At 40.7% G+C, this 26,243-nt stretch carries 25 protein-coding genes; 13 read left to right on the top strand and 12 right to left on the bottom strand.

All coding sequences use genetic code 11. From position 1 onward, the window contains the following. Positions 1–27 precede the first annotated feature (27 nt). From Q1A31_RS12265 to Q1A31_RS12235, 7 genes are all read left to right on the top strand, one after another. Positions 28–300 (top strand): YbeD family protein, encoded by a 273-nt coding sequence (locus Q1A31_RS12265; RefSeq protein WP_299876807.1) that lies wholly within the window; start codon positions 28–30, stop codon positions 298–300. After that, positions 288–926, top strand: coding sequence for a lipoyl(octanoyl) transferase LipB (lipB, locus tag Q1A31_RS12260; RefSeq protein ID WP_299876805.1), 639 nt, complete (start codon positions 288–290; stop codon positions 924–926). The genes Q1A31_RS12265 and lipB overlap by 13 nt, the downstream gene beginning before the upstream one ends. A gap of 176 nt (positions 927–1,102) precedes the next feature. Next, complete coding sequence (locus tag Q1A31_RS12255) at positions 1,103–2,518, top strand: glutamate--cysteine ligase (protein WP_299876802.1); 1,416 nt, start codon at positions 1,103–1,105, stop codon at positions 2,516–2,518. A 29-nt stretch (positions 2,519–2,547) separates the two neighbouring features. Continuing rightward, entirely contained in the window at positions 2,548–3,567 is a 1,020-nt protein-coding gene (locus Q1A31_RS12250; protein ID WP_299876799.1) for a M14 family metallopeptidase, read from the top strand. Between the two features lie 84 nt (positions 3,568–3,651). Beyond that, a complete protein-coding gene (gene plsB / locus Q1A31_RS12245) occupies positions 3,652–6,117 on the top strand; it encodes a glycerol-3-phosphate 1-O-acyltransferase PlsB (protein ID WP_299876796.1) in 2,466 nt (821 codons plus the stop codon). A 180-nt stretch (positions 6,118–6,297) separates the two neighbouring features. Continuing rightward, positions 6,298–6,723 carry a heme-binding protein gene (locus Q1A31_RS12240; protein ID WP_299876793.1) on the top strand — a complete coding sequence of 142 codons (426 nt, stop codon included), beginning with the start codon at positions 6,298–6,300 and terminating at the stop codon, positions 6,721–6,723. Between the two features lie 90 nt (positions 6,724–6,813). Continuing rightward, positions 6,814–7,992: a hypothetical protein gene (locus Q1A31_RS12235; RefSeq protein ID WP_299876790.1), complete on the top strand. Its 1,179-nt coding sequence runs from the start codon at positions 6,814–6,816 to the stop codon at positions 7,990–7,992. Positions 7,993–8,095: 103 nt separating this feature from the next. On the opposite strand, the gene Q1A31_RS12230 is transcribed toward Q1A31_RS12235, so the two are convergent. The 3 genes from Q1A31_RS12230 to Q1A31_RS12220 all read right to left on the bottom strand — a co-directional run bounded on the left by Q1A31_RS12230 (position 8,096) and on the right by Q1A31_RS12220 (position 10,336). Further along, positions 8,096–8,362 (bottom strand): hypothetical protein, encoded by a 267-nt coding sequence (locus tag Q1A31_RS12230; RefSeq protein WP_299876787.1) that lies wholly within the window; start codon positions 8,360–8,362, stop codon positions 8,096–8,098. Positions 8,363–8,626: 264 nt separating this feature from the next. Next, entirely contained in the window at positions 8,627–9,412 is a 786-nt protein-coding gene (locus Q1A31_RS12225; RefSeq protein WP_299876784.1) for a hypothetical protein, read from the bottom strand. A 198-nt stretch (positions 9,413–9,610) separates the two neighbouring features. After that, positions 9,611–10,336 (bottom strand): 2OG-Fe dioxygenase family protein, encoded by a 726-nt coding sequence (locus Q1A31_RS12220; protein WP_299876781.1) that lies wholly within the window; start codon positions 10,334–10,336, stop codon positions 9,611–9,613. A 258-nt stretch (positions 10,337–10,594) separates the two neighbouring features. Between Q1A31_RS12220 and Q1A31_RS12215 the strand changes: the two genes are divergently transcribed. Together Q1A31_RS12215 and Q1A31_RS12210 are read left to right on the top strand one after the other, a co-directional pair. After that, the gene (locus Q1A31_RS12215) at positions 10,595–11,281 is read left to right on the top strand and encodes a DUF533 domain-containing protein (protein WP_299876778.1); all 687 of its coding nucleotides are present in this window, start codon (positions 10,595–10,597) and stop codon (positions 11,279–11,281) included. A 248-nt stretch (positions 11,282–11,529) separates the two neighbouring features. Beyond that, entirely contained in the window at positions 11,530–11,988 is a 459-nt protein-coding gene (locus tag Q1A31_RS12210) for a hypothetical protein (RefSeq protein WP_299876774.1), read from the top strand. Positions 11,989–12,080: 92 nt separating this feature from the next. Here Q1A31_RS12210 and Q1A31_RS12205 read toward each other — a convergent pair whose 3' ends face one another. Continuing rightward, positions 12,081–12,851 (bottom strand): hypothetical protein, encoded by a 771-nt coding sequence (locus Q1A31_RS12205; protein ID WP_299876769.1) that lies wholly within the window; start codon positions 12,849–12,851, stop codon positions 12,081–12,083. A gap of 79 nt (positions 12,852–12,930) precedes the next feature. Further along, entirely contained in the window at positions 12,931–13,851 is a 921-nt protein-coding gene (locus Q1A31_RS12200; RefSeq protein WP_299876765.1) for a DNA ligase, read from the bottom strand. A gap of 83 nt (positions 13,852–13,934) precedes the next feature. Between Q1A31_RS12200 and ppk2 the strand changes: the two genes are divergently transcribed. After that, positions 13,935–14,894 (top strand): polyphosphate kinase 2, encoded by a 960-nt coding sequence (gene ppk2, locus Q1A31_RS12195; RefSeq protein WP_299876762.1) that lies wholly within the window; start codon positions 13,935–13,937, stop codon positions 14,892–14,894. 119 nt (positions 14,895–15,013) lie between these two features. Here the strand turns inward: ppk2 and dacB are convergent, their stop codons facing one another. From dacB to Q1A31_RS12170, 5 genes are all read right to left on the bottom strand, one after another. Next, positions 15,014–16,969 (bottom strand): D-alanyl-D-alanine carboxypeptidase/D-alanyl-D-alanine-endopeptidase, encoded by a 1,956-nt coding sequence (gene dacB, locus Q1A31_RS12190; RefSeq protein WP_299876759.1) that lies wholly within the window; start codon positions 16,967–16,969, stop codon positions 15,014–15,016. Positions 16,970–17,146: 177 nt separating this feature from the next. Then, on the bottom strand, positions 17,147–18,613 hold the full coding sequence (gene ubiD, locus Q1A31_RS12185; protein WP_299876755.1) for a 4-hydroxy-3-polyprenylbenzoate decarboxylase: 1,467 nt from the start codon (positions 18,611–18,613) through the stop codon (positions 17,147–17,149). 62 nt (positions 18,614–18,675) lie between these two features. Next, positions 18,676–20,481, bottom strand: coding sequence for a mechanosensitive ion channel (locus tag Q1A31_RS12180; protein ID WP_299876753.1), 1,806 nt, complete (start codon positions 20,479–20,481; stop codon positions 18,676–18,678). After that, entirely contained in the window at positions 20,478–21,686 is a 1,209-nt protein-coding gene (gene bioF, locus Q1A31_RS12175; protein WP_299876750.1) for an 8-amino-7-oxononanoate synthase, read from the bottom strand. Before bioF ends, Q1A31_RS12180 begins: the two co-directional genes overlap by 4 nt. 107 nt (positions 21,687–21,793) lie before the next feature. Beyond that, complete coding sequence (locus Q1A31_RS12170; protein ID WP_299876747.1) at positions 21,794–22,027, bottom strand: sulfurtransferase TusA family protein; 234 nt, start codon at positions 22,025–22,027, stop codon at positions 21,794–21,796. A gap of 156 nt (positions 22,028–22,183) precedes the next feature. On the opposite strand from Q1A31_RS12170, the gene dapF reads away from it, so the two are divergent. The 3 genes from dapF to xerC all read left to right on the top strand — a co-directional run bounded on the left by dapF (position 22,184) and on the right by xerC (position 24,792). Further along, a complete protein-coding gene (gene dapF / locus Q1A31_RS12165) occupies positions 22,184–23,041 on the top strand; it encodes a diaminopimelate epimerase (protein ID WP_366943016.1) in 858 nt (285 codons plus the stop codon). A gap of 94 nt (positions 23,042–23,135) precedes the next feature. Further along, a complete protein-coding gene (locus Q1A31_RS12160) occupies positions 23,136–23,882 on the top strand; it encodes a DUF484 family protein (RefSeq protein ID WP_299876744.1) in 747 nt (248 codons plus the stop codon). Between the two features lie 13 nt (positions 23,883–23,895). Continuing rightward, complete coding sequence (gene xerC, locus Q1A31_RS12155; RefSeq protein ID WP_299876741.1) at positions 23,896–24,792, top strand: tyrosine recombinase XerC; 897 nt, start codon at positions 23,896–23,898, stop codon at positions 24,790–24,792. Positions 24,793–24,846: 54 nt separating this feature from the next. Here the strand turns inward: xerC and Q1A31_RS12150 are convergent, their stop codons facing one another. Both Q1A31_RS12150 and Q1A31_RS12145 read right to left on the bottom strand, forming a co-directional pair. Beyond that, positions 24,847–25,344 carry a TPM domain-containing protein gene (locus Q1A31_RS12150; protein WP_299876738.1) on the bottom strand — a complete coding sequence of 166 codons (498 nt, stop codon included), beginning with the start codon at positions 25,342–25,344 and terminating at the stop codon, positions 24,847–24,849. A 2-nt stretch (positions 25,345–25,346) separates the two neighbouring features. Continuing rightward, a complete protein-coding gene (locus tag Q1A31_RS12145; RefSeq protein WP_299876735.1) occupies positions 25,347–26,228 on the bottom strand; it encodes a YgcG family protein in 882 nt (293 codons plus the stop codon). Positions 26,229–26,243 lie beyond the last annotated feature (15 nt).

Here is a 26,243-nt window from a genome sequence, read left to right as displayed (position 1 = left end):
TAAGTAAACAAATATCGAGTAGTAAAAATGTCCGTGCGAGATGAAGAAACACTGATTGAATTTCCTTGTGAATTTCCCGTTAAAGTTATGGGTGCAGCAATACCGGAATTCCATTCTGCCGTTGAAAAAATAGTACAAGCTCACGATCCGGATTTTGACCCCAGTCATACGAAACAAAATACCAGTAAAACAGGAAAATACGTGAGTTTGACGTTAAACATTCATGCCAAAAATAAGCCACAGCTGGATGCGCTATATCAAGATCTTACTAATCACGAGCTGGTAGTTTGGGCACTCTAGTCAATAGTATAATCACCAAACAATTAGGGTTAACTGATTACGAAAGCGTTTGGGAGTCGATGAAAGACTTCACTCAAACTCGAGATCAAAATACCCCTGATGAAATCTGGATCGTAGAACACCCCCCTACTTTCACACTAGGTAGAAACGGCAAAGAACATCACATTCTCCAAGAAACTTCTATTCCTATTGTTAAAGTTGACCGAGGCGGCCAAGTTACCTACCACGGCCCAGGGCAAATAGTGATTTATCTTTTGCTCGATTTACATCGAAGAAGCATGGGTATTCGTCAATTAGTTACTTTAATTGAAAATTGCATTATTGAACTATTAGCCGATTATCAAATCACAGCCTATAGCGATGCAAAAGCACCTGGGGTATATGTCGACAAGAAGAAGATTGCGGCATTGGGACTTCGAGTATCTAAAGGTCGAACCACACACGGATTAAGTTTAAATGTTGAAATGGATTTAACACCCTTTCAATACATAAATCCTTGCGGTTATGAAGGACTCGAAATTACGCAATGCGTAGATTTAGGCATCAAAGACTCAATGCCAGTGCTCTCTGAAATGCTGAATTCAATTATAAAATCAGAAATTATTAAAGCCTCAGAAAGTAAATAACGCGAAATTATCAGCTAGAATCAACAATAAGAAGCTCTTTCAGGTCAATTAATCACCACTTATTCTACAAATTTGTTTCACAACATCTTAAACTGATTTATACACAAGCTAAAAAGTTATTCTTTTTCAAACGTATCCGCATCTCTGAGGATACATAGTTTAAGGAGGAGTGAAGTATGGGTCAGGAAATATCGCATTCACATTTTACCAGTGAAGAAAGCAAATGCTTTAAAGAACTCTTGATTGAAGAAACAAAACTGTTGAAGAAACAGTTTGAGGCTGGGGAGTTTTCTTCACATAAACCTATGGGAGGGTTTGAAATAGAAGCCTGGCTGGTGGACAAGTCTTTACGACCAGCACCTATCAATAACGAATTCTTTGATTTATTCGATAATCCATTAGCTACGCCTGAATTGGCAAAGTTTAATATAGAATTAAATAACACTCCTTTACCTCTCACAGGTAATTCACTAAAAGAGTTTGAATCCGAAATTCGCACTGTTTTATCAGAAGCTGATGCAGTCACAGAAAAACTCAAATCAAATATAATTCTTATAGGCACGCTTCCCACTGCTGTTGCAGATGATTTTTGTCTGGAAAATATGTCTTCAATGAAACGTTACGAAGCGCTTAATGAAATCGTTCTTAATGCACGCAATAATAAACCGTTACATCTTGATATTAACGGCGAAGATCACTGTCATTTAACCAAACACTCGGTAATGATTGAAGCCGCTACCACCTCTTTTCAAATCCATATACAGACACCATGGAAACAAGCCCATCATTATTACAATGCTTCGATTATTGCATCTGCCCCCATTATGGCTATTGCGGGGAATTCGCCCGTACTCTTTGGGGACAAACTCTGGCATGAAACCCGTATTCCTCTATTCGAACAAGCGATAGAAACAGGAGGCAAACAAAGGGTTAGCTTCGGTTCTGGCTACGCAGAATCTTCCATCCTTGAATGTTTTGAGGAAAACCTGAATGATTATTCCGTGTTTTTACCCATGATATTCAATAGTCAGCCAAAGGACTTCAAACATCTAAGCTTACATAATGGTGTAATCTGGCGCTGGAATAGACCTTTGGTTGGCTTTGACCCTGATGGAACACCTCATATCAGAATTGAGCATCGTATTCTTCCCGCAGGGCCGACCGTTTCAGACATGATGGCGAATGCTACGTTTTTCTATGGCCTGACACAAAGCATTATGGAACGCATATCCAATCAGGAAAAAATGCCTTTTGAAACCGCTAAAAATAATTTCTATGAAGCGGCTCAATATGGATTACAAGGGGAAATAAACTGGGAAGGTAACACTTATTCTGGGGACAGTTTGCAACAGTTAATTGTCGATAAACTAATCCCTTTGGCTGAACAAGGTTTACAACAATTAGACCTTGAACAAGCATCAATCGATCATTATCTTAATATCATAAAAGAGCGTACCATTAGCGGTCAAACAGGCTCTGTGTGGCAAATTTATCATCTCAATCAACATCATGGCGATTTAACAAAAATGACCGCTGATTACCTTGCTTTACAACACATTGGACAACCCGTTCACACTTGGGCACACAACTAAATTACTTAAAAATCAAAGATAGATAAATCATGCTTAAACTAAATATCATCAACGAAATACCTGATGGGCTATTAGATCTTGCCAGTTCCAAGGATATTCAACAGATTTTTGACCAACCTACTCTGCTAAATTTAAAAGGAGTTAAGGAAAATCCGTTATTTATTTCAGTGCTTTTACACGCAAATGAAGATACTGGTTTTATAGCTATTCAAGAGCTTTTAAAAAAGTATCAGGATAAGGAATTACCAAGATCAGTGAGCATCTTTTTTGGCAATATCGCAGCCTGTAAAGAAGGCGTCAGAAGATTAAAAGACCAGCCAGATTACAACCGGGTATGGCCAGGTACCGACCACCCTGAATGTGATGAAACCCGTTTAATGCAGAATGTCGTGGATGAAGTAGCAAAACAGAAACCATTTGCCAGCATTGATGTGCACAATAACACCGGAAAGAACCCACACTATGGTTGCATCAATTCACTTGAAGATGAGTATTTGTATCTAGCATCACTGTTTTCGCGCACGGTAGTATTTTTTGAGACGCCTAAAGGCGTGCAATCAATGGCTATGGCTAAACTATGCCCAGCTATCACTCTTGAGTGTGGCCAGCCTCATCTACCCCAAGGCATAGAGCATGCAACAGATTATCTCGATACTGTATTACACATGGAAAGTCTGAATTCAACGCATTTAAATACCAACGACATAGATGTTTTCCAAACTGTCGCCAGAGTTACGGTGCCTAAAACATGCACGTTTAGTTTTACTGAAAAATCAGCAGATATTTTATTTGATACCAAACTTGATAGTATGAATTTTTCAGAATTAACAGAAGAAACGGTTTTTGGACAAATACAAAATGCCGATAAAGCCTGTCTGGAAGCTTTAGACGACCATGAACAAGTCGTTAGCGATCATTATTTCACCAAAAAAAATAACCAGATTGTATTAAGTAAACCAATGATGCCGGCGATGCTGACCTTAGATGAAAATGTGATTCGCCAGGATTGCCTTTGTTATCTGATGGAAAGAATTGAATTAAGGCCATAAATGAGCAGGAATAATTCAGGACTGCTCATTTAACAGACACATTAAGAAATACATTAGTAGCAAGTTTTTTCTATACTATGTGTTATGAGTTTAAGAACTACTTTTAATTACATCGGCCGCAAAGTTTTATATCTTTGGCTTAAGACAGAAGTCATCCCCAATAAAATTGAGCAACTGGATATCAATCCTGATTTGCCGGTAATTTATGTCTTAGAAACACGCTCATGGACCAACCTTCTGGTTCTGGAAGAGCAATGCAAACGATTGGGCCTTGAAGCGCCATTAGCAAAAATTGCAATACCCGAGTTACATGCGTGGCATTCCGTTTATACCATCGCCCCTAGAGAACCGTTTAAAGCCTGGTTGCAGAACCAACCAAAGCGCTCTCGAATGTTACGGGGCATTATCGAAACGCTCAACGATTACCCAGAACAGGAAATACAATTCATACCCGTACAGATTTTCTGGGGCAGACCAGTCGCCACACAAAAACACTGGTTGCAGGTGTTATTTTCAGATTCATGGGGCTTGGCTGGCAGAACCCGTACTTTTTTCAGAGTCCTATTTCACGGACGCAATACCTTTATCCAATATTCAGAAATCATCAGCTATCGCAGCAACCCTGCCAGTATCCGCTCTGATGATGAAGTCATAGATTCTTTGCAAGACACATTAGCCAATCGATTAAAGAAAATCAGAAGTGCCACACTCGGTCCAGATATCTCGCATAAACGAACTCTGGTTCGCGATTTGATTTTAAAACCAGCAGTGCAAACGGCAATCAGCAAAAGAAGCACCGAAGACAATATCACTGAATATAAAGCCGCTCTTCAAGCAAGACGCTATCTAAATGAAATCGTCGCAAACTGCACTAATGTCACCATTCAGGTTATGCAACGCGCGCTATCGTCTTTCTGGAATCGTTTTTATTCGGGCATCGAAGTCAATAATAGTGAGTACCTGAAGAGCCTCGCTCTAAGCCATGAATTGGTTTATGTTCCTTGTCACCGCAGTCACATTGATTACCTATTACTTTCTTATGTAATCTATTTTGAAGGCCTAGCCATTCCTTATATCGCTGCGGGTAAAAATCTAAACATGCCAGTGATTGGTTCGATATTACGCGGTGGTGGCGCTTTCTTTATTCGTCGCAGCTTCAAGGGCAATGAACTCTATTCAACGGTGATGTTTGAATATGTTGCTGAGTTAATCGCAAAAGGCATTGCGATTGAATACTTTGTCGAAGGAGGCAGAAGTCGAACGGGTCGCTTATTACAGGCAAAGCCTGGAATGTTATCAATGACCGTGCGTGGCTTCCTAAAATACCGTAAACGACCCGTTGCATTTATTCCTGTTTATATTGGCTATGAGAAACTGCTTGAAAGCAAAGCCTATCAAGCAGAATTATCTGGGGAAGATAAAAAGAGCGAAACTTTTATTAACTCGGTGAAATCAATCCTTAAAATACGTGGTGAATACGGCAAGGTTTCGACTAATTTTGGTAAACCTGTTTTTCTGAATAATATTCTGGATCATCAGCAGCCGGATTGGGCTTCCGCAAGTTATGATGACGATTCACGTCCTGTCTGGACCAGAGATATTGTGGTCAATTTATCCGAACAGATAATGACTAGAATTAACCAGGCGGCAACGGTTAACTCGATTAACCTGATAGCAAGCGTGTTGCTTGCCGCTTCAAATCAAAGCATGGATGAAAAGGATTTAGATCATCAACTGGAAACTTATAAAACACTGATTCAATCTCTTGGATATTCGGAAAAAATAATCATCACCCCTCGTACGGGTAAAGATCAAATCAGCCATGCGGAATCACTAAAGATGGTCAAAAGGCGTCCTCATGAGCTTGGCGATATTATTTATCTGAATAGCAAACAAGCGGTTTCAATGACCTACTATCGCAATAATATTCTTCATCTATTAGCGCTACCTTCCATTATCAGTTGCTGCTTTTTTAATGTGCGCTCGATGACAAAAGATGAAATTGTTAGCTTGGCTTCACTTGCCTACCCTTTTATTCAGAAAGAGTTATTTTTAGCGTGGGATAAAACAGAACTCGAAGATGTGATTACCAAAGTATTAGATCAACTAGTTGAGTCGGGCTTACTCATTCAAGACAAGGACAAACACAACTACTCTCGTCCTTCGCCAAATACCAAAGCGTTTACGCAATTAACACTTCTAGCGAAGGTCATTTCACCCGTTCTCGAAGTCTATTACCTCACACTTGCTTTACTCTCTAGAGGTTCTAAAAAAGAAGAATCAACCACCATCAGTAAACAAAAATTAGTCGATGAATGTATTTTGATGTCTCAGCGAGTAGCGATGATTCACGAAATCAACTCGCCAGATTATTCAGACAAACATCTCATTGCTAACTTCATTGAAACGCTTATTCATATCGATTACTTACGTGAGTTTGATACGGAGCAACTTCAATACAATGAAGTCTTTCACAAAACAGATAAACGAATTCGGCTGCTATTACCTAAGCAAATGCGAGCTAACATCCTGCAAATGATTGGTGAATAATACTATTTAAAGATAATTTAATAAGATTAAGTCACCCCCCTACTTTTAGGCACTTTTTATTAAAAAGTGCCTAAAAGTAGGGGGGTGTGTTTACAAACACTTACTACAATAGATATAGAACAGTAGTTAATACATTCTATAAAAAACAAATCAATTTTGCTGGAACTCTCAAGGAGAATCATGATGCTAACAATTACAAGGCTTGATATTGATGATGCTAACCTGCTCATCAAAGGCGCACGTGACAAAGCCAATGAAATAGGTATTCCTATGTGTATTGCGGTCACCGATGAATCAGGAAATCTAATTTCGTTCGAACGTATGAATGGCGGTAAAACACACAGTATTAGTATCGCTCAGGATAAAGCTTTCACTGCCGGAGCCGCACGCAAAGCAACCCATGAATACAATGCTGCAAATGTCCCGGGAAGTCTTGCTTTTGGTATTCATACAGAATGTGGCGGTCGTATAAGCTCAGTTGGAGGTGGAATACCTGTTGTAATTGATGAAGAGTTTGTAGGCGGCATCGGTGCGAGTTCAGGAACGCCTCAACAAGACATGGAAGTTGCACAAGCGGGAATAGATTATTTCCTTACTAATCGCTAAACCTTTCATTATTAAATTATTTTTTATATTCAGACTTATTAATAATGTACTATGACTTAGATCACAATCATTTATATAAAAGGAGTTTAAATGAAACGCATCAATCAACTGTTTGGAATTAGCTTAATAACTCTCGGTTTATCTGCTTGCGGAGGAGGAGGCTCCAGCAGTAGCAACGACGAACCTGAATCAAGGGACGTATCAGGACTTTCTGAGTGCGACACAATCAATTCAACACAAGCGGTGGTTTGTGGAACAGCGTTAGCCAGTGATGGTGTCACCCCATTAATAAATGCAGAAGTCACCTTACTTGATGATGGTGCTAAACCTAGCGGTGCATCTGCTAGAGGCGTAGAAGACCCTGATGTTTGTTTAACCGATGTTGCGGGAGACTATGTTTGTTTACTCCCTGAAGGTGTTAATGGAGCAGTCAGCCTCCTCATTAGTCTTCCTGGTTTTGTTGACGCAACCGTAGACACGACAGTTTCACCAGGCTCAGTTACAGAAGCGGGTAGCCAGCCACTAGAAAGTGACAACAGTAATAAATGGGTTGTCGTACCAGGCGCTTTTGATGGCGTACAGGTTTTGTTATCACAATTAAAAGACTGTACCTTATCGGATGGCTCAGGAAACCCATTTAACTACGCAACTGGATCACCAGAAAGTGCTAGAGGTAGTGCAGATTGTGAAAACAAAGGGCTGCTTGTACTCGATGATGAAATTAATTCAGCCGAAGAAGCATCCGCTTTCTTTTCGTCCAATGATTTATTTAATTACGACTCACTCTTTATTAACTGCTCCGCTGATTACGGCAATGTTTCTGGAGTAAACACGGTTGTTCAAGATTTTGTGGATGATGGCGGTCATGTGTATTTCTCTGACCTTTCTAGCAGTTGGTTATCAAGTGCCTTCCCGGGAAAAGTAAATTTTGCGGGAAATGCAACATCAACAGGTACCATAGAAGCAGATGTAACAACTGCAGGTTTACAATCAGTAGTGGGAAGCACTATGGAAGTTGAATTTGACCTATCTGTATGGTCAGCGATTGATACTGTTGCCTCAGATGTTACAACATTTGTTGAAGGAGATATTACTTCTCTTAGTAGCACTTATTCAGGTATTCATCCTATCACCGTCGGCTGGAGAGAAAATAGCAACTCAGGCTGTGTGTTTTACTCTTCATATCACATAGAAGGCGCGAGTCAGGACTCTGAACAAGAAAGAGCAATGAAGTATCTTGTGCAAAATATTGGTTCTGTTTGTCAATAAACTAGAGAATTGAGATTAACTATTAGTTAATTTCAGACAATAAAAAGCCCCGATAAGCATATCGCCTATCAGGGCTCTTAATTTTAACGCTGTTAGGCTCTAATTAACCTTCAACAACTGTTCCGCCTTTTTCTGTGCATTCTTCAGCAGATACTTTTATCCAACCCTGAGCTTTACAGCTATTTTGACCTGCACATGCAGAAGTTGCTGTCGCACATGCACTAGTTCCCTTACACGAGTTAATTCCAGAACATTTAACTTCTGCAGTTTTGCTATGAGACGCAGCTGATGCTGTGTTAACGCCACCTAATATAAGTGCTGCTGCCGCTGATGCTAATGCTACGCCAGATAATTTCTTTACTTGTGTCATTTTAATGATCCTCTAGTGATAAGTTGTTGTTGATAATTATTTAAAGTTATTTGAATCTAACAAAAGATTATTCGGGGTAATCCAAGTTCGCCTTATCAAAGATTAAAATGATAAGTAGACCAACTAACTTACCCCTGTATACGCCAGATCTCATCATATAGATTCATAAACAGTAAAAAAATTCAAAAAAAAGAGTAAAAAATATTTACTCTTCTTTGTGTAACTAAAATTAAAACATAAAGTTACTAGTCATTTTTATGATAATTAAGCGTCTTTTTCGGTTATCTCAGCATCTGTTAAATCAGTATCAGTCAGGCCATCAACCGCGTTTTTTGCCATATCTGTAGCTGTATCCATCGCTGACTTACCTGCATCTGCAACGCTTCCTGCTATATCACCGGCCGTTTCTGAAACTGAACTTGCCGCTTCTACTGCTGAGTCTAAGGCGGCTTTGCCTGCATCTGTCACAGAATCTGTAACCGATGAGGCCATATCCCCTACTGCATTGCTTGCATTACTTACGGACTCTGTCACCGTATCTGTCACACTTGATGCGACATCACCAGCAGCATCCGTTACATGACTCACAGCATCAGTGACTGCATCTGTGGCACTATTCATAGCATCACCTGCAATATCTGTTGCACTACTTGCCACATCGCCTGCGGCATCCATTGCGCCTGAAGCCGCGTTTGTGGCTGCATCAACAGCACCACTGGCTGCATCTGTAGCTGCATCTACTGCTGAACTTGCCAAATCTCCAACGGTATCTGTCACGTTCGATACAGCATCTGTCGCGGCACTGGTTACATTACTAGCCGCATCTGTTGCAGCACTAGCAGCATCGCTAGCTATATCTGTTGCACTTGACGCGACTTCAGTGGCTGTATCTACTGCATTTGATACGGCATCTTTTGCCACATCAGTGACACTACTGGCAGCATCCGCAGCAGTATCTATGGCTGAATTAGCAGCCTCGGAAGCTGCGTCTATGGTTTTTTCAGCGGCACCTGAAAACATATCTTTTAATTTGTCAAATAGTCCGAACATTGTTGAAATCTCCTGTATACATATCGTTAGGATATGCCATTAAACTTATAAAAAAATTATAGCCACTCCCAAGCTCTGACTATGACGATTTGCATTTTCAGTCTACCGTATTATTTTAATTTATTCTTTATTTACTTATGTACTTTAAGGAATTTAAATCGATGCAATGAAAAAACCATTGAATAAAGAACCGTCAGATCAGCTCTTCACTTGATTATGAAATGTCAGCACCAGAACATCTCGATATGCGGGTTTGCTTTCATCAATAGGATAAACTTCACTCACGCCATGCCATACCATTCTGTCATCAATTAGTACGGCATCACCCTTTTCTGTCAGTACACTACCAAACACTAAACGTTGATCATCATCGTAAATGTGATTCACACCACCAGTAATGTTATGACGTTCGAGCACCATAATCAGGATAAAGTCAGCGCCATCACGATGAATACCTTCAGGAGTAGGATTTCCCGCTTCCTCAGCGCTCGCTACGATTCGAAACTGATGCGCCTGGACGCGCCATTGTTTTTCGTTATTAAAACTAATTTCTTTGGTGACTAATCGAATCAGTTTTTCTAAGACTGGGCTTTTTACCGTAGCATCCTTAAACGCTTCGAATTCGCGGTAGATACCACCATTCATATTATTCCGGTAAGTACTTTGGTAATGCGGCTCGTGCGGTAATAATTCTAACTTGCCATTGTCATACCAGTTAAACACCGAATAACGTCGAAAACGATAGTGTCCTCCATCACTTAAAAATTTATCCTCTGGCAGGTCATTCCAGCTTTGTTGGAAGGTAGTTAGGTCAATATCATGTTTTTTTAACCAATCACTCCATTGAGAATTAGTAATATTCAAGCCTTGTAGCAAGCAAAAGCCTTCTGACTTTAAATCTTTTTGAATGTCTATGGGTTTCATTGAATGATTCTTTTTAAGCAATACGGAATATTACCGCTGTATCCTAGTACAGTACAGATACAGTTAAGACTATTTGTTATCGCTTACTGCCGTATCTCGTAAACAATGTAAATCAAAGACACCCCCCACCTTTGGGGGCTTTTTTTATTGAATCTAATAAAAAATAAAAAATATCAATCCATTTTGAGTCTCGCTGCTACTATCTAAATGAAAGTAGTGTTTACAACAACTATTCATAATTATAAAGGAGATGATCAAATGAGTTTAATGGGTACATTAGGAAAAGTCGCTATGGGCGTTATCGTTGCTAAAGGCGTTGGCAAAATGATGGGCGGAAGCGGAAGTAGCAGCGGTGGTGGTTTAGGTGGTTTACTTGGCAGTCTTACTGGCGGTAACAGCTCTAATTCTGGCAGTACAGGCGGCGGCCTTGGTGGCTTATTAGGTGGTCTCGCAGGAAATTCTGGCAGTGGTGGAGGTCTAGGTGGAATTCTTGATTCTCTAGGTGGAAGCAACAATTCACAATCTGGCGGTGGTCTTGGAGATTTATTGAATAACGCGTTAAATGGTAATGATCCAGAAGCAAGTACAGAACAAGATAACCAGGCTGAAGTCATGTTACGAGCGATGATTAGCGCAGCTAAATCTGATGGCGTGTTGGATGATGAAGAAAAGCGTAAAATCACTGAGCACCTTGGCGACGCAACGCCAGAAGAAATCGCATTCGTTCGTCAGGAACTAGAATCTCCTTTAGATACACAAGGTTTAATCCAGAGTGTACCGCGCGGAATGGAAGAACAAGTTTATTTCATGGCGCTGTTAGCGATTGACCTGGATTCTAATCACGAAGCTAAATTCCTTGATGAGTTAGCGAAAGGCTTGAATATCTCTAATCAGGCGTGCAACCAGATTCATGAAAAATTAGGCGCTCCTGCTCTTTATTCGTAATGAATGACGTGTAACTCTTATCTTTACAAAGTACGACCATGCTCTGAGTAAGCCATCATGCTTCTCAGAGCATTTTTTATCTGGCTTTTTCTTATATAAGTCATTTTCTAAAATCCCCGTATGTTTTCATTTAATATAAATCTTGAATTACCATTCGTCAGTCACATTTGTATTTAACCCGTAAATACCTACAATCGAAGTTACAAGCCTAATAATAATAATTCGTAGCGCAAATTTAGAGCAGAGATATGTTAAAAACATTTATGATCGAAAAGATAGAAGAAGAAGTGTGTTCTGATTCTACAGGTAAGATGACTTTTCATTTGGTTGACGAAAATGGCGGTTGTCGAAGAGTGACTGGCATGACCTTTCTGGATAAGAATGGACAGCCACAAGGTATATCATCACAAAGTAAACGCGAACTTCCACTAATAGAAAACCTTTTCAGTGATCGACACAAAAAAGTGGTCGATATCGAATTTGATCACTTCAATAAAGTCTATGATCGAGAATTAGACAAAACAGTCAATGAGATTGCTTACGAAAAAGTATTGGAGATGGAGAAAGAGAAAAAACTCTCTTATCGCATAGCGAGATTCTTTAAGATAACCCCAAAAGAACCAGCATCAGAAAACCCAGTGCACCAAGCCACGATGCAAAAGGCACCGGAACAAAGTAAAAGCGCTACTCCAAATAGTCCCGAGTAGTTTATCTAAAAACAAATAAAAAAATAGCCGCATTAGCGGCTATTTTTTTGGGATGCTCCCCATAAAACTGATTATAAAATCTCTGGTTAAGATTAATTAGCTGGAACAGTAGGTATTGGAGCAAATTTGTATCCCTGAGGCTGCGGAGGATAGTAATAATTAGAATTATTATTGTTCCATGGCATCGTGAATCCATTACTGTTGTTATTGTTCCATGGCATATTGAAACCATTGCCATTATTGTTGTTCCACGGCATGTTAAAGCTATTGCCGTTATTATTGTTCCAAGGCATGGTAAAACCGTTACCGTTGCTATTATTCCACGGCATATTGAAATTATTTCCGTTATATCCGTTGTTGTTATTCCAAGGCATGTTGAAGTTATTGCCTCTGTAACCATTATTATTGTTATTCCATGGCATTGTGAAACCGTTACCATTCGCACTGTTGTTGTTCCACGGCATGTTATAAGCACCACCATTAGAACCTGTATTAGTCATAGTGTTTCCGTAAGTGTTCGCAGCTGTTGTTCCGTCTACATTTCCACGGCCATCTGCATTACCCTTACCTGTGCCTTCTGCTTGTAAATTACCTTGGGTATTTACATCGGTTTTTCCTTTTGCTTTAAAATTAATAGCAAAATCCATCTCGCCATCAGCATTGCCTTTGCCAGTACCCCAGCCATTTCCTTTTGCGGCTGTTTGTCCATCAATTTTGCCGTTGCCTGAAGTATTTCCAGCTGCGTTACCGTAAGCGTTGCCGTTTCCAGTACCGTTATTAAAACCATCAAACCAATCTGCAGATGCAGTTGTCGTCGCCGATAATGCAATTAATGCTGTAGCTAAAATTATTTGAGTTCTCATTTGTTACCTTCCTAGAATTTGATAAAGGGGATTATTAAAATATGTATATTAGATTATCCTAATATTCTTATTTTGTAAACTATTTATTATTTTTAGTCTTTCTAATTCTTAGGAATGACGCGAAACGAGGAACATTATTTTTAGTTTTTCCTCTGTATTGAAAAGTAACAATATCTCCAATTTGTGGGGGATTAAGACGTTCTTCATCACTAAAACCGGTACCCAGTTTGAAACGAATTTTCTGCTGCGTGATTTGCGTACCTGTCTTTGGAACAGTCTCTACCAGAAGCGCACCCATTTTATTGGTGTATTTTCCTTTGCCCGGAATATGAGCAATAACAACAGCTTCTGCATCTTCATAAGGTTTAACTTTTAATAAATCACCAGTGCGTTTACCTTTATACAAAGAGGAGCCAAGATGTAGCATTAAACCTTCTGCTCCAGCAGCTGTGATCGTAGCCAACTCTTGCATAAGCTCTTCGTGACTCGCAACCTTCCACTGCTTTACTGCTTGCAACCATTCTATATTGGCTTGTTTAATCACTTTGTTTATATGAAGAATCCGTGAATCAAAATCCATCGCTTCCTCTTTCATTGATAATCCTGGTCTAGACAGTTCTGGCATATCAAAAACCATGAATTTAACTCTTTTCCAGGCGCTATGATCGGGTTGCTGATCTCTTACGGTACTGACCAGTAATTCAAATCGTTGTCGAGCTATCCACAGTTCACCATCGAGTTTCTGTTTTGGGAAATCGCGTATAAACCAGTTTGGGGCATGATAGATATTGCCACCTCTAGATAAAAACTTCTCCCCATCCCATAAAGCACGCACGCCATCATACTTCTCGCTAACCCAATACTGATTTAGATCAATACCTTCGTGGTAGACATTCGCTAACATGAGAGATGGTTTAGAAGAACTTTTAGCGTATAGAGGGTTCCCCCAAACGCCAATTAAGACAAACACGACACATATTAAAAACTTAATTTGGTGCATATACTGATATTCGTTATGATGACTTTCTAGGGCACATCTAAAAAAGCCCGAAGCCTCAAAAAGTAATAATTAGGGAGAATATAATGTCTGCAAATAATGATTCTAGCAATGAAAAGATAGTCGATCTAAACTCCAATCCAGATCCAGTAATTGCTGAAAACCTTGGAACTCAAGACATTACCGCTGAGGTTTCTCAAGAACAACAGATTCTTGATCTTCAACAACAAATTGAAGCGCTAACAAAAAGCCAACATAAAGCTGATAGAAAATACAAAATAGAAAAAACACTGAAGCCATTTCAAGCAGAATTAATCGCTTTACAGAAATACCTTGAAGATACCAATAAACGCATGATCATCCTTTTTGAAGGTCGCGATGCGTCAGGAAAAGGCGGAACTATTCGACGTGTTGCACGATATATGAATGAAAAACATTATCGTCTTGTCGCTTTAGGCAAACCCACTAAAGAACAACGCTCACAATGGTATTTTCAGCGTTACGTCGAGCAATTCCCGCATGGTGGTGAATTGGTTTTATTTGACCGGAGCTGGTACAACCGCGCAATGGTAGAGCCCGTATTAGGTTTTTGTACCCCAGAAGAGCACAAAAGTTTTATGAAGGGTGTGGTTGGCTTCGAAAAAGATTTAGTGCGCCAAGGTACGATATTGGTAAAACTCTATTTTAGTGTGACTAAAGATGAACAGGCTAAACGTTTTGAACGCAGAAAAACCGACCCCTTAAGACAGTGGAAACTATCTGAAGTTGATATTCAGGCACAGGAACATTGGGATGAATTTACCAACGCAAAATACGAAATGCTGAAACGTTCGCATACTTCAGCAGCTCCCTGGGTGATTGTCCGTTCTAATGACAAAAATGCGGCGCGCTTGAATACATTGAAAGTAATTTTGAACAGCGTTCCTTATAAACGCTCCAATCCTGATTTGGATTATATTCCTGACCCGGATATTGTAGTTTCAGGCGCAAGAGAGATAGAAACAATGGAAGCTGACAGACTCAAGAAAGGTAAGTTTAAAGCGTAAACACACTCTATTTAATAAAAAAACGCCTATAAGTAGGGGGGTGACTTTATTTAGGTCACCCCCCTTCTTATAGGCGTTTTTTTATATGTGTTTAAATATTATAGACAGTGAATAAAAATCTATCTCATAGCCACATTATGACTTCGACCACCTGAATAAACCCACTCAATCAATTTATCATGAGCCGCTAATGCTCTGCGTTTGGCGCGTGGATCATTATGCAGAATAGCCATTACATAAGTTTTACCATCTGCCGCTTTGACATAACCAGCGATACTGCGCACGTCACGTAGAGTCCCAGTTTTAAAGAAGCCTCGACCTCTAACACCAGTGCCTTTCAAGCGTCTTTTCATGGTGCCATCAACACCCGCAACTGCTAGTGATTGCATCAATATATTTCTGAATGGGCTGCGATATGCATCAACAAGTAAATCACCAACATGTCTTGCACTAATACGCGCAGTTCGGCTTAAACCAGAACCATTCTCAATGCGTAATTCGGGAAAGTTTAATCCACGCGAAGCCAACCAGGTACCAATTGCATTTGCACCACTACGTTGCGTGCCCTGCCCTGTTGATTTCGCGCCAATGGTCAACATCACTTGGCGAGCCATCACGTTATTACTGTCTTTATCAATGCTTGGCAAGATTTCAGCCAAAGTACGAGAGTAGGTTCTTAGTAGTGGTCTAGCGTTTGCAGGCGCTTTACCCATAGCAAAGCGAGTATTTAATTTACCACCGACATCACGCTTCCACATCGCCTGCATCGCACCATAGATCATTTCAGCCGGACGACTAATGACACGATGGTAGCTTCTAGTACCACAACGTCTGGAGAAGCGACCGCTAAATGTTACAACGGTTTGCACCCCTCGCTTAGACACTTTGATATGCGGTCTACACCCTCTTTTAGTGGTACGCATATTATTCACAATTTTTAAATTATGTGTTGGCGTCGTAGTACTTACATGCACACGCTTTCCAGTAGATCGTATCTGAAAACTGCTTAGACGCTCGTTGTACAACAATGCATCTGGCTGTGCGTTATAGGCAGATTGAGATTTGCCATCAAATGAACCCTGATTCGGAACATTGAAGTAGGTGTTATCGAACACCACGCGACCAGAAACATTTCTAATGCCTTTGTTGCGAATACCCTGCAACACTTTACGCAATTCTGCTTGTTTAAACTCTGGAGAGCCATAACCCTTAATAATGAGGTCACCCTGTAATGTTCCACCGCGGACCTGGCCCTTGGTATAAACATCTAAAGGCCAACGATATTTTGGTCCTAGTGCTCCTAAAGCAGCATAAGAAGTAATTAACTTCATTACTGATGCTGGTACTCTAGAAGTTGTCGCTTGATGACCCAGTAAAGGTCTAGGTGAATTCACATCCTGAACATAAGCACTCATACCATTGGAGCTTAGTTTTGCAGCATGAAGTTTGTTCTTTACTGCAAACGGCAATGAGCTTATTGCGGCAGGTTGTTTGTTTTGACGAAAAGCAGTTCTTTTGGACGTTAATGGCGCGCGTCCATTTAATACGGTATTAATATCTGCGTTTGTAAACGAAGGTATTTTGTTAGTTGCTGGTCTTTGTGCAGGAGCTCTTTTTGCAGGAGCGTTACCGCCAGCAAGTTGCTTTTCCTTCAGCTGCTGCTGTTTCCAGCGCCAGATATATTGCTCTCTGGTTAAAGGCTTTGGTGCCTGTTGTTTTGCCAATTGTTTGACGGGCGCTTTTGCGGGCGCAGCAACGGGCTTTTTCCACACGGGTTTTGCTGCTGCTTTTGCAACGGTAGCATTCTTGTTCTTTTTAGCACGTTGTTGTGCTTCCCATTTCGCTCTCCACATAGCACGTTGACGTGCGAGTTTGGCTTCTGCCTGAGAGTTATTTGCTTTGTTTGTTTTAGGGGCGGCTTTCTTTTGCGCAACAGGATTTGCATTGGGTGTTACACCTACAGCATTCCAAACCGCTTCCATTGAGCTAAGCTTTTCTGCTGCGCGCGCAGGAGTAGACAAAACAATAGTAAAAACAGACCCAAGCAAAATGAGAAAGATTTTCTCAAATTTCATATTCACACCTTAATATTATTTTCTCGACGATAATTTATTTGAATTATTATTCTTATCTTGATTTGGCTTAATTCTTTAACGGACTTCAGTTAATTATTATTAATAAATTCCAAGCCTTATGGAGAGTATTACATATTAAGCCTTAAGGGAAGCTTAAGGAGAAAGTTTATCCTGTGATTAATCTATACCTAAATCATCCCAAATCTGATCTACTTTGTCCTTTACCGCTTGATCCATCACGATAGGCTCTCCCCATTCACGGCTGGTTTCACCAGGCCATTTATTGGTAGCATCAAAGCCCATTTTTGAACCCAAACCAGACACTGGTGAGGCAAAATCAAGATAATCAATCGGGGTATTTTCAATCATGGTGGTATCTCGCACAGGATCCATGCGGGTAGTCATCGCCCAGATAACATCTTCCCAGTTACGCGTGTTGATATCATCATCTACCACGATCACAAACTTGGTGTACATAAATTGTCTTAAGAATGACCAGACACCCATCATCACGCGCTTTGCATGGCCCGGGTACTGTTTCTTCATACTCACCACGGCCATGCGATACGAACAGCCTTCTGGCGGTAAATAGAAATCTACAATCTCAGGAAACTGCTTTTGTAAGATAGGCACAAACACCTCATTGAGCGCAACGCCCAACATAGCTGGCTCATCAGGTGGTCTACCCGTATAGGTACTGTGATAAATAGGGTCTTCGCGATGTGTGATTCGTTCTATAGTGAACACAGGAAAACGTTCGACTTCATTGTAATACCCCGTGTGATCGCCATAGGGGCCTTCATCCGCCATATCATCAGGATATAAAAAGCCTTCTAGCACGTATTCTGCCGAGGCTGGCACTTGTAAATCATTACCTATACATTTGGTTACTTCAGTTCGAGAACCTCGCAACAAACCAGCAAATGCGTATTCAGACAAGGTATCAGGAACCGGTGTCACCGCACCTAAAATGGTTGCCGGATCAGCGCCTAAGGCAACGGAAATTGGGAAAGGTTCTCCCGGATGACTTTCCAACCAATCTCTAAAATCTAGTGCACCACCACGATGCGATAACCAACGCATGATTACCCGGTTTTTACCAATTACCTGTTGTCGATAAATACCTAAATTCTGACGAGATTTATTCGGCCCCTTGGTGATAACTAGACCCCAGGTGATAAGCGGAGCAACATCTCCCGGCCAACAGGTTTGAATCGGCAGTTTGGATAAATCGACATCATCGCCTTCAATCACATGAGTTTGGCAGGCAGCTTTCTTCACCTTTTTCGGAGCCATATCCAATACTTTTTTGTATTTGGGAATCGAGCTTAGTGCGTCTTTGATTCCCTTTGGCGGTGACGGTTCCTTTAAACTCGCTAATAATTTGCCCACGTCACGCAACGCCGATACTGAATCTTCCCCCATCCCCATTGCCACGCGCTCTGGCGTACCAAACAGGTTACCTAAAACTGGTGCATCAAAGCCTTTAGGATTTTCAAACAACAATGCAGGTCCACCCGCACGCAATGTACGATCACAAATTTCAGTCATTTCCAGATTAGGATCAATCTCAGCCGTGATTCTTTTTAATTCTCCTTGAGACTCAAGTTGTTTAATAAAATCACGCAGGTCTTTATATTTCATTTAAAAAAGTGCCTATAAGTAGGGGGGTGTGTTAATTAATATGGATACGATGACTTAACTATCTAATTATCTTCTCTGTGTACTGTGAGTTGTGGAAACGGAATTTCCCAGCCATTCTCAGTCGCAGCATCAACACACCAACGTTGAATGGAACGACGCAAACGATTAGAAATATCAGCAACCTCACCTTTAAAGTCGGCAATCACAACCAGATTCAAAGAGGACTCAGCAGCTGATTCGAATTCTACATTAATGCTCTGAATATGATCTTCATATCCTTCGTCTACAGCGCGTTTATTGATGATGAATTTCAGTTTCTGAACAATATCAGTGGTGCTTTCTTTTTGATGCTTGTAAGAAACGCCAAACGTTTCCTTAACACGAAAACTCTTTGACATATTTAATGGGGATAACGATAAAAAAGTATCCATCTGATAGGTTGACACTGCGCCACCGCGCTGGATAAGTTGTACCAGCTCCAATGAAATACCAATGACTTTTCCGCGCAATCCATCTTTCAGAATGACCCAATCACCTTGCTTACAGGGAAACCAGGGCTCACCCGGTACGATTTGTCGCGAACGTAAATCGACTAAATCATTGATATCTAAACGCAGAGTAAGATCAGCTACGGGGTTTTCCAGAACCGAATACATATTGATATTTTTAACTCGCCAGGGGATTTCATACAATAAAAGTCTTTCACCTTCTCGCACTGGACCAACATTCAAAAACAATTCCAATTGCGACCAATATCTTGGAATTGCCTGACCTAACTTCCAGGCAAATGCGATTAAAAATAGTACACCCAAACTAAATAACACCCAGTCTTCAGCTAGGTAAAACACCACCATCGGCCCAATAATGAGGAATAGCAAAGTTCCAATACGATGCATCAAATCAATAACGCGAAGTTGCACACTGCGATATTGAGCGCGGTACCCTTTTACTGTTTTAGTTAGGACTGAATGAATTAACCGGGACAATATGAGTATCCCGATAATAGAAAGAAGCGCTTGTATTAATACCCAGCCACGTCGCTGGAAAAAATTCTTAAAGAAGCTCTCTGACTTATTTAAAAAGGTTGTTTCTTCCGCAACGAGTTTTTCTAGTTGCAACTGCTTCGCCTTAAGCTCACTTTGAATAAAAACTAACTGCTTAGACCAGTTGTCATTCATTTCTTCTAATGCTTTAGCTATTTTGGGATTCTTATTTGCTTTGTTTAATTCTGCAATATTGGCTAAAGCTTCTTTTACGATTGGCTCTCTCTTACTAAAATAATCTATCTTTTCGCGAAGATCAGATTTTTTCCGAACATCATTGGTTGCGTACTTCATCTCCTTTAAAGCAGGTTCAAGTAACGCCATTATTTCTTTTTGCAGATCAAAAGGCTTTGCTTCAACAGATTCTAATGCCCCCAAATCTGTATCAGCCGCAATGTTTTCAATATTACCCTTAGTGTCTTTTAGTTTATCTTCTATCGTTTTGATTTCAGCTTTTAGTTCGGCAGTCTCGGTTTCCGATTTAGCCGTTTTTAATTCTTTTTGTAAAAGAACAAGATCATTTTTTAGTCGTTCTTGCAGCTCCAGAAAATCCAGCATCGTAGAGAGTGTTTGTTGGGTAAGACCTAGTTTTATTTCCTCTTTAGTCGCTTCAACTGAAGGAACTTCAACTTTTTCCGTTATATTTTCATCCGTTTTTGTATGACTTTCTGCGAAAACAGGTGCTCCAGATAAGAGCAAGCAAAACACACAAAAGGCTAAAAACAGACGTTGAAAAACTTCTAGCCAGTTAGAAACTATACCGTTTACTTTTCTGACTATTTTGCTAGTAGCTGAGCTAGTTATAAATAAACTAGTTGCGATCATTCGTGTGTATTCCTGTTATTTTCATGAAAGGCATTTTCCAATGCGGTTAAAAGTTGCTCTACCTGTTTATCGGTGTGGCTTGCAGAAAATGTTACTCTTAATCTAGATTGGCCTTCGGGTACCGTAGGCGGTCGTATGGCAGAAACCAGTATACCCTGATCAGATAAGGCCTTGCTTAGTTTTAATGAGCGTTCTGTACTACCGAGTAAAATAGGTTGAATGGCTGTATTGGAAGGCATTAATTCAATACCCAATTGTTCGGCCCCTTGCTTAAATTGATTGATTAGGGCATTCAATTTTTCTCGACGCCAGCTTTCTTCTGCAATTACTTTTAAACTAGCACGCGTCGCTGCCGCAATGCTCGGTGGCATTGCTGTAGTAAAGATAAAAGTACGCGCGGTTTGTGTCAGATATTCTATCAAATCCTCACTGCCTGCGACAAATGCACCTGCGGTTCCTGCTGCTTTACCTAACGTTGCCATCAGAACAGGCACGTCATCTTGTGAAAGATTATCCTGCTGTAGCTGACCTGCTCCGGTTTTACCCAGCACGCCAAAACCATGCGCATCATCTACCATCAACCAGGCTTGATATTTCTTTGCTACTGTTGCGAGATCTTGCAGTGGTGCTTCATCACCATCCATACTAAAAACGCCATCAGTCAAAATCATGCTATTGGTGAAACTATCTTTTTGTTGAGTACTCGGTAGTTTTTTAAAGAGTTTTTCGAGTGCTCCCACATCTGCATGCGCATAGCGTTTCATTTTAGCGTTAGAAAGCAAACCCGCATCTATTAAAGACGCATGGTTTAATCGATCAGCGAATAAAGAATCACCCCGATCTAATAGTGCGTTTACCGTTCCCAGATTTGCCATATAACCCGTTGAAAAAAGCAAAGCTCGATCTCGTCCGGTAAATACAGCTAATTCTTCTTCTAATTTTTGATGCTCAATTGAATGACCATTAATTAGGTGTGCTGAACCACTCCCAACCCCATATTTATCAGCCGCTTGTTTGAAAGCATTGATCAAATCAGGATGATTGGCCAGCCCTAGATAGTCATTACTGCAAAAGGTTAAATATTTATCACCATCAATCTGCATTAATGGATGTTGTGCGGATTCACTAATACGCGGCTTACGATATAAGTGTTGCTGTTGTTTTTCTTTTAAGAAAGCCTGTATTAATTTTGGATCATTTTTCATTGTTACAATGTAAGCCTAAAATATTACAGTGTAATCTGAAGATAAAAAAAAAGCACCCGAAGGTGCTTTTTACTAAATCATTTCTAGCGGGAAATAATTAGTTTTTTTTAGCCAGCTTTCTTGATAAAGAAAGTGAACTCGCTACCATCTTCAGCAGTAGACACTAACTCGTTACCAGTCTGCTTACAAAACGCTTCGAAATCTTTAACTGAACCAGGGTCAGTTGCAATGATTTTTAAAGTTTCGCCATTCTCTAATCCATTAATTGCTTTTTTAGCACGTAAAATTGGTAAAGGGCAATTAAGTCCACGTGCGTCTAATTCTTCGTTAAAATCACTCATTATATTCTCCTATTCTATATTAGTGAAAGCTGATATTGTCGCGTACTTTATCATTAAATTTCTATTTCTGCATCAACTTTGTATGTCAAACGTGACACCATAATTGTAATATAGGAATTAATTACGTTTATTCAAGGCAATTAGACAGATAGCACAATGAATATTAACTTTACAAAAATGCATGGCCTCGGAAATGACTTTGTTGTTATCAACGGCATAAATCAGGCAATTAACCTAACTCCAGAGCAAGTGCGTTTCATTTCAGATCGTAAATTAGGCATTGGCTGCGATCAATTATTGCTGGTCGAAAAGTCTGATGTTGAAGGCACAGACTTTCGCTATCGAATATTTAATTCTGATGGTGGCGAAGTTGAACAATGTGGAAATGGCGCACGCTGTTTTGCACATTTTGTTCAAAATGAAGGCTTAATAGATAAAAATGAAATTTCAGTCATCACTAAAAACGGCCGGCTAATTTTAAATGTCGAAGAGAATGGTAACGTCACTGTCGATATGGGCGCACCTATTCTAGAGCCAGCACAAATCCCTTTTATTGCTAACGCAGGCAATGAAGACAAAGCAGAAAACCTTCAACAAAGAGCCTACCCTATTCAAATCAATCAACAGAACATTGAGATAGGTGCAGTCTCTATGGGTAATCCGCACGCTGTTATAGTTGTTGATGACACACAAGCCGCAGCGGTTGAAGAATTAGGCAAAGCAATTCAGCAAAGCAGTTACTTCCCTAACTCGGTAAACGTAGGTTTTATGCAAGTACTCGACCGACAAAATATCAAACTTCGTGTGTACGAACGTGGCGTTGGCGAAACCCAGGCTTGTGGCACAGGAGCCTGTGCAGCAGTAGTTGCTGGCATAGTTATGGGGCATTTGGATAATGATGTTGATGTAAATTTGCTCGGCGGCAATTTATCAATTAGCTGGGCAGGAGATGCAAATCCAGTTATGATGAGCGGACCAACAGCTACGGTGTTCAAGGGAATGATTTCACTGTAAATTTTTGGTCACATAGGTTAATAGCCATGTTCCACATAAAAACCATATTCAAAATCCAATTAAACCTACAAAGAAATCTTAGGGAGCTTTATTAATGAGTACCGGCGAAACATCTAAATCTGCGAAAGAGAATGATGAAAAAAGCACAGACACTTCATCCGCTGACGCGATAATGGCCGATGCAATGATGGATGAGTCCGTTATTGCCAAGTATTTAGCTTCACACCCTGATTTCTTCCAGCGTCACACTGATGTGTTATCACAGATTCAAGTACCTCATGGGGCGGGAACAGCATCGCTTATTGAGCGTCAAGTTGCGATACTTCGTGAAAAAAGCCGTGACCTTGAAGAGCAACTGAATGGTCTGATCAGAACGGCTCGTGGTAATGAGCAAATTGTTACGCGCTTACAACGTTTCACACTCGAATTAATGCGCGCCGACGGTATCGACGATGTTATTGGTACCTGTCAGGATGTACTTCGTGAAGATTTTAATGCCGATTTTGTCACACTAAAAATCATTGGTGGCGATGACACCATGCACTTTATCTCATCAAGCAACGAAAACCTGAAAAGCTTTGATAACCTCTTCAAATCTAAAAAACCTATTTGTGGTCACATGAAAGAAGAGCAGCAAGCCTTCTTGTTTGAAAAACAGGCTGACAAGGTTAATTCTGCAGCGCTAGTCCCATTATTCGGCGCAGAAAACATCGGTATATTAGCGCTTGGTAGTGAAGACGAAAGCCGTTTCCACCCTGGAATGGGCACTGTATTTATCAGTCATTTAGGTGAGCTAATTTCTACCAGCATCACTTACCATTTACCGAAACTAAATCAGTAATCTGATTACTGATTTGTCGCACGCCACCAAACAATTCGCTGAACACTTAAAATACCAAAAACAATACTCGCCGCATACGCTTGGCGCCTACGAAAGAGACCTCAAGCAATTCAGCCTTTGGCTGAAAAAAAATGACTGCGATGACATTGTTAAAGCAGACAGCTTGCACGTGCGCAACTGGGTTGCCGGTTTACATCGACAAGGAATCGGCGGAAAAACATTACAACGGAAGCTATCGTCATTGCGTAGCTTCTATCAGTTCCTGATTAGAAATCATCAACTCAAAAACAATCCTGCAGTCGACATTCGTGCTCCAAAGTCGGCCAGAACACTCCCAGATACATTAGATGTTGATTCGCTCAGCCAGCTATTGGATATTCCACCCGACAGCATCTTAGCGATTCGTGACAAAGCGATCATGGAGCTTTTTTATTCATCTGGTTTGCGACTCTCTGAACTGACGAATCTTGATTTAGACAGTATCGACCTCACTGAAAACTCTCTTAGAGCATTGGGTAAAGGTAATAAAACCAGAGTTCTTCCGATTGGACGTAAAGCGAGCGACGCGATACAAATGTGGTTAGGTAAGCGAGATATCTTGGCCAAAATTGATGAACAAGCACTATTCGTAAGCAATAGAGGCAAACGAATTAGTCAGCGCTCGATCCAACAGCGTTTAAATTTCTGGCGTAAGAAACAAGGTTTGGAACAGCATCTACACCCGCACAAACTAAGACATTCGTTTGCCAGTCATATTCTAGAATCATCAGGAGATTTGAGAGCGGTACAGGAATTACTGGGGCATGCCGATATTGGGACTACACAGATTTACACCCATTTAGACTTTCAACATTTGGCCAAAGTCTACGATAAAGCGCACCCTAGAGCGCGTAAAAAGAAGAGCGATTAAAAAACGCCTATAAGTAGGGGGGTGACCTTAAATTGATACCTAAGCGTTTATCCGTTAAAGAATCACAGGTTTATTCGATAATTCATTAGTATCAGCGGCAGTAACAGGAAAATGCTTTTCCAGCAATACGCCAATCTCATTAATCCCTAACACCACGCCATTACCAAAATTTCCTGCGCGAAATTCCGTTTGCATTATTCCGCAAATTCTCTGCCATTCTTGTTCACCAACGACCTTATTGATATTTCTATCAGCGGTAATTTCAACTTTATGATCAGCCAGTAATAAATAGATCAGCACGCCATTATTGTCTTCGGTATCCCAGACTCTTAAGAGCGAAAATACCTCAATAGCGCGTTCATGCATCGACTCATCATGCCAGAGCGCCTTGAACGGCAATGAGCTTTCAATGGCGAAACGAATCTCGCCACTATGTTTACTTTCTGATTGTTTGATTGCCCCTTCGATTCTCGCCATTTCTGATGGCGGAAAATCACGACGCAACCACCAACCGGGATAAAACAGATGTTTGATTGTTCTTTTAAAATTCATAATTACCATCCGCCGGACGCGCCGCCTCCGCCGAATCCACCACCGCCGCCACTAAAGCCTCCTCCTCCGCCGCCGCCAAAACCGCCGCCGTAACCCCCACCATCGCGGTAACTACTGCTTTTTGAGCTGCCAAATGCAGAGCTAAAGATCGCCAAAAACATGGCGGCAAATAAGGTGAAGAATATATCCTGAGTTAAAAACCAAATGATCACCCCCCCACTTATAGCGATAATTGAGGTAGCAATCAGGCTACCCAACATAACGGTAAGCCCTCTTGAAATAAAGCTACTGACAAAGATTAAAAAGAACAGAATCGGGCCGACTGAATCACTGTTACTGCCTTGTGATGAACTCGGTGGTGGCAATGCTTCACCATTAATTAGCGCGATTATTTTATTCGCACCTGCGGCAACTCCTGAGTAATAATTGCCACTTCGAAACGCAGGGGTGATGTATTCGTTGATGATCCGGCCCGCTGCGATATCAGGTATTGCACCTTCTAATCCATAACCTACTTCAATCCGCATCTTTCGATCTTTCATCGCGATTAAAAGTAATACGCCATCATCTGTGTCTTCACGACCTAATTTCCATTTATCCACAACGCGCATGGAAAAATCTTCAATGGCTTCTGGAGCTGTACTATTTACGATTAAGATAGCCAATTGGCTTCCTTTGGTCTTCTCCAGATTTTCCAGAGTCGATTCGAGTGTTGCTTTCTCAGCCGATGATAAGGTCCGCGTTAAATCAGTCACTCGGCTACTTAAGTCAGGGACTTTTACCAAGTCAGCCATCGCATTACTTGAGACTAGTATTCCACTGATAGTCCCAATCACTATGAAGAAACTCAGGAATAACCCTGATAATGAGTGCCTTGTATACATTCTGGTTTTAGTAGA

The organism is uncultured Cocleimonas sp., from assembly GCF_947495625.1.
Classification (GTDB): domain Bacteria; phylum Pseudomonadota; class Gammaproteobacteria; order Thiotrichales; family Thiotrichaceae; genus Cocleimonas.
Note: the sequence above shows the minus strand (reverse complement) of the source record. Positions and strands in the feature narration are given on the sequence as shown.

Bases quoted from the DNA above. Each gene is read 5' to 3' on its own strand.
- Q1A31_RS12235 (WP_299876790.1), top strand. From the start codon at position 6,814: ATGAAACGCATCAATCAACTGTTTGGAATTAGCTTAATAACTCTCGGT.
- Q1A31_RS12220 (WP_299876781.1), bottom strand. From the start codon at position 10,336: ATGAAACCCATAGACATTCAAAAAGATTTAAAGTCAGAAGGCTTTTGC.
- ubiD (WP_299876755.1), bottom strand. From the start codon at position 18,613: ATGAAATATAAAGACCTGCGTGATTTTATTAAACAACTTGAGTCTCAA.
- Q1A31_RS12150 (WP_299876738.1), bottom strand. From the start codon at position 25,344: ATGAATTTTAAAAGAACAATCAAACATCTGTTTTATCCCGGTTGGTGG.
- plsB (WP_299876796.1), top strand. From the start codon at position 3,652: ATGAGTTTAAGAACTACTTTTAATTACATCGGCCGCAAAGTTTTATAT.
- Q1A31_RS12180 (WP_299876753.1), bottom strand. From the start codon at position 20,481: ATGATCGCAACTAGTTTATTTATAACTAGCTCAGCTACTAGCAAAATA.
- Q1A31_RS12255 (WP_299876802.1), top strand. From the start codon at position 1,103: ATGGGTCAGGAAATATCGCATTCACATTTTACCAGTGAAGAAAGCAAA.
- Q1A31_RS12225 (WP_299876784.1), bottom strand. From the start codon at position 9,412: ATGTTCGGACTATTTGACAAATTAAAAGATATGTTTTCAGGTGCCGCT.
- Q1A31_RS12205 (WP_299876769.1), bottom strand. From the start codon at position 12,851: ATGAGAACTCAAATAATTTTAGCTACAGCATTAATTGCATTATCGGCG.
- ppk2 (WP_299876762.1), top strand. From the start codon at position 13,935: ATGTCTGCAAATAATGATTCTAGCAATGAAAAGATAGTCGATCTAAAC.
- bioF (WP_299876750.1), bottom strand. From the start codon at position 21,686: ATGAAAAATGATCCAAAATTAATACAGGCTTTCTTAAAAGAAAAACAA.
- Q1A31_RS12215 (WP_299876778.1), top strand. From the start codon at position 10,595: ATGAGTTTAATGGGTACATTAGGAAAAGTCGCTATGGGCGTTATCGTT.
- Q1A31_RS12160 (WP_299876744.1), top strand. From the start codon at position 23,136: ATGAGTACCGGCGAAACATCTAAATCTGCGAAAGAGAATGATGAAAAA.
- dacB (WP_299876759.1), bottom strand. From the start codon at position 16,969: ATGAAATTTGAGAAAATCTTTCTCATTTTGCTTGGGTCTGTTTTTACT.
- Q1A31_RS12265 (WP_299876807.1), top strand. From the start codon at position 28: ATGTCCGTGCGAGATGAAGAAACACTGATTGAATTTCCTTGTGAATTT.
- Q1A31_RS12230 (WP_299876787.1), bottom strand. From the start codon at position 8,362: ATGACACAAGTAAAGAAATTATCTGGCGTAGCATTAGCATCAGCGGCA.
- Q1A31_RS12240 (WP_299876793.1), top strand. From the start codon at position 6,298: ATGATGCTAACAATTACAAGGCTTGATATTGATGATGCTAACCTGCTC.
- Q1A31_RS12200 (WP_299876765.1), bottom strand. From the start codon at position 13,851: ATGCACCAAATTAAGTTTTTAATATGTGTCGTGTTTGTCTTAATTGGC.
- Q1A31_RS12210 (WP_299876774.1), top strand. From the start codon at position 11,530: ATGTTAAAAACATTTATGATCGAAAAGATAGAAGAAGAAGTGTGTTCT.
- dapF (WP_366943016.1), top strand. From the start codon at position 22,184: ATGAATATTAACTTTACAAAAATGCATGGCCTCGGAAATGACTTTGTT.
- Q1A31_RS12170 (WP_299876747.1), bottom strand. From the start codon at position 22,027: ATGAGTGATTTTAACGAAGAATTAGACGCACGTGGACTTAATTGCCCT.
- Q1A31_RS12145 (WP_299876735.1), bottom strand. From the start codon at position 26,228: ATGTATACAAGGCACTCATTATCAGGGTTATTCCTGAGTTTCTTCATA.
- Q1A31_RS12250 (WP_299876799.1), top strand. From the start codon at position 2,548: ATGCTTAAACTAAATATCATCAACGAAATACCTGATGGGCTATTAGAT.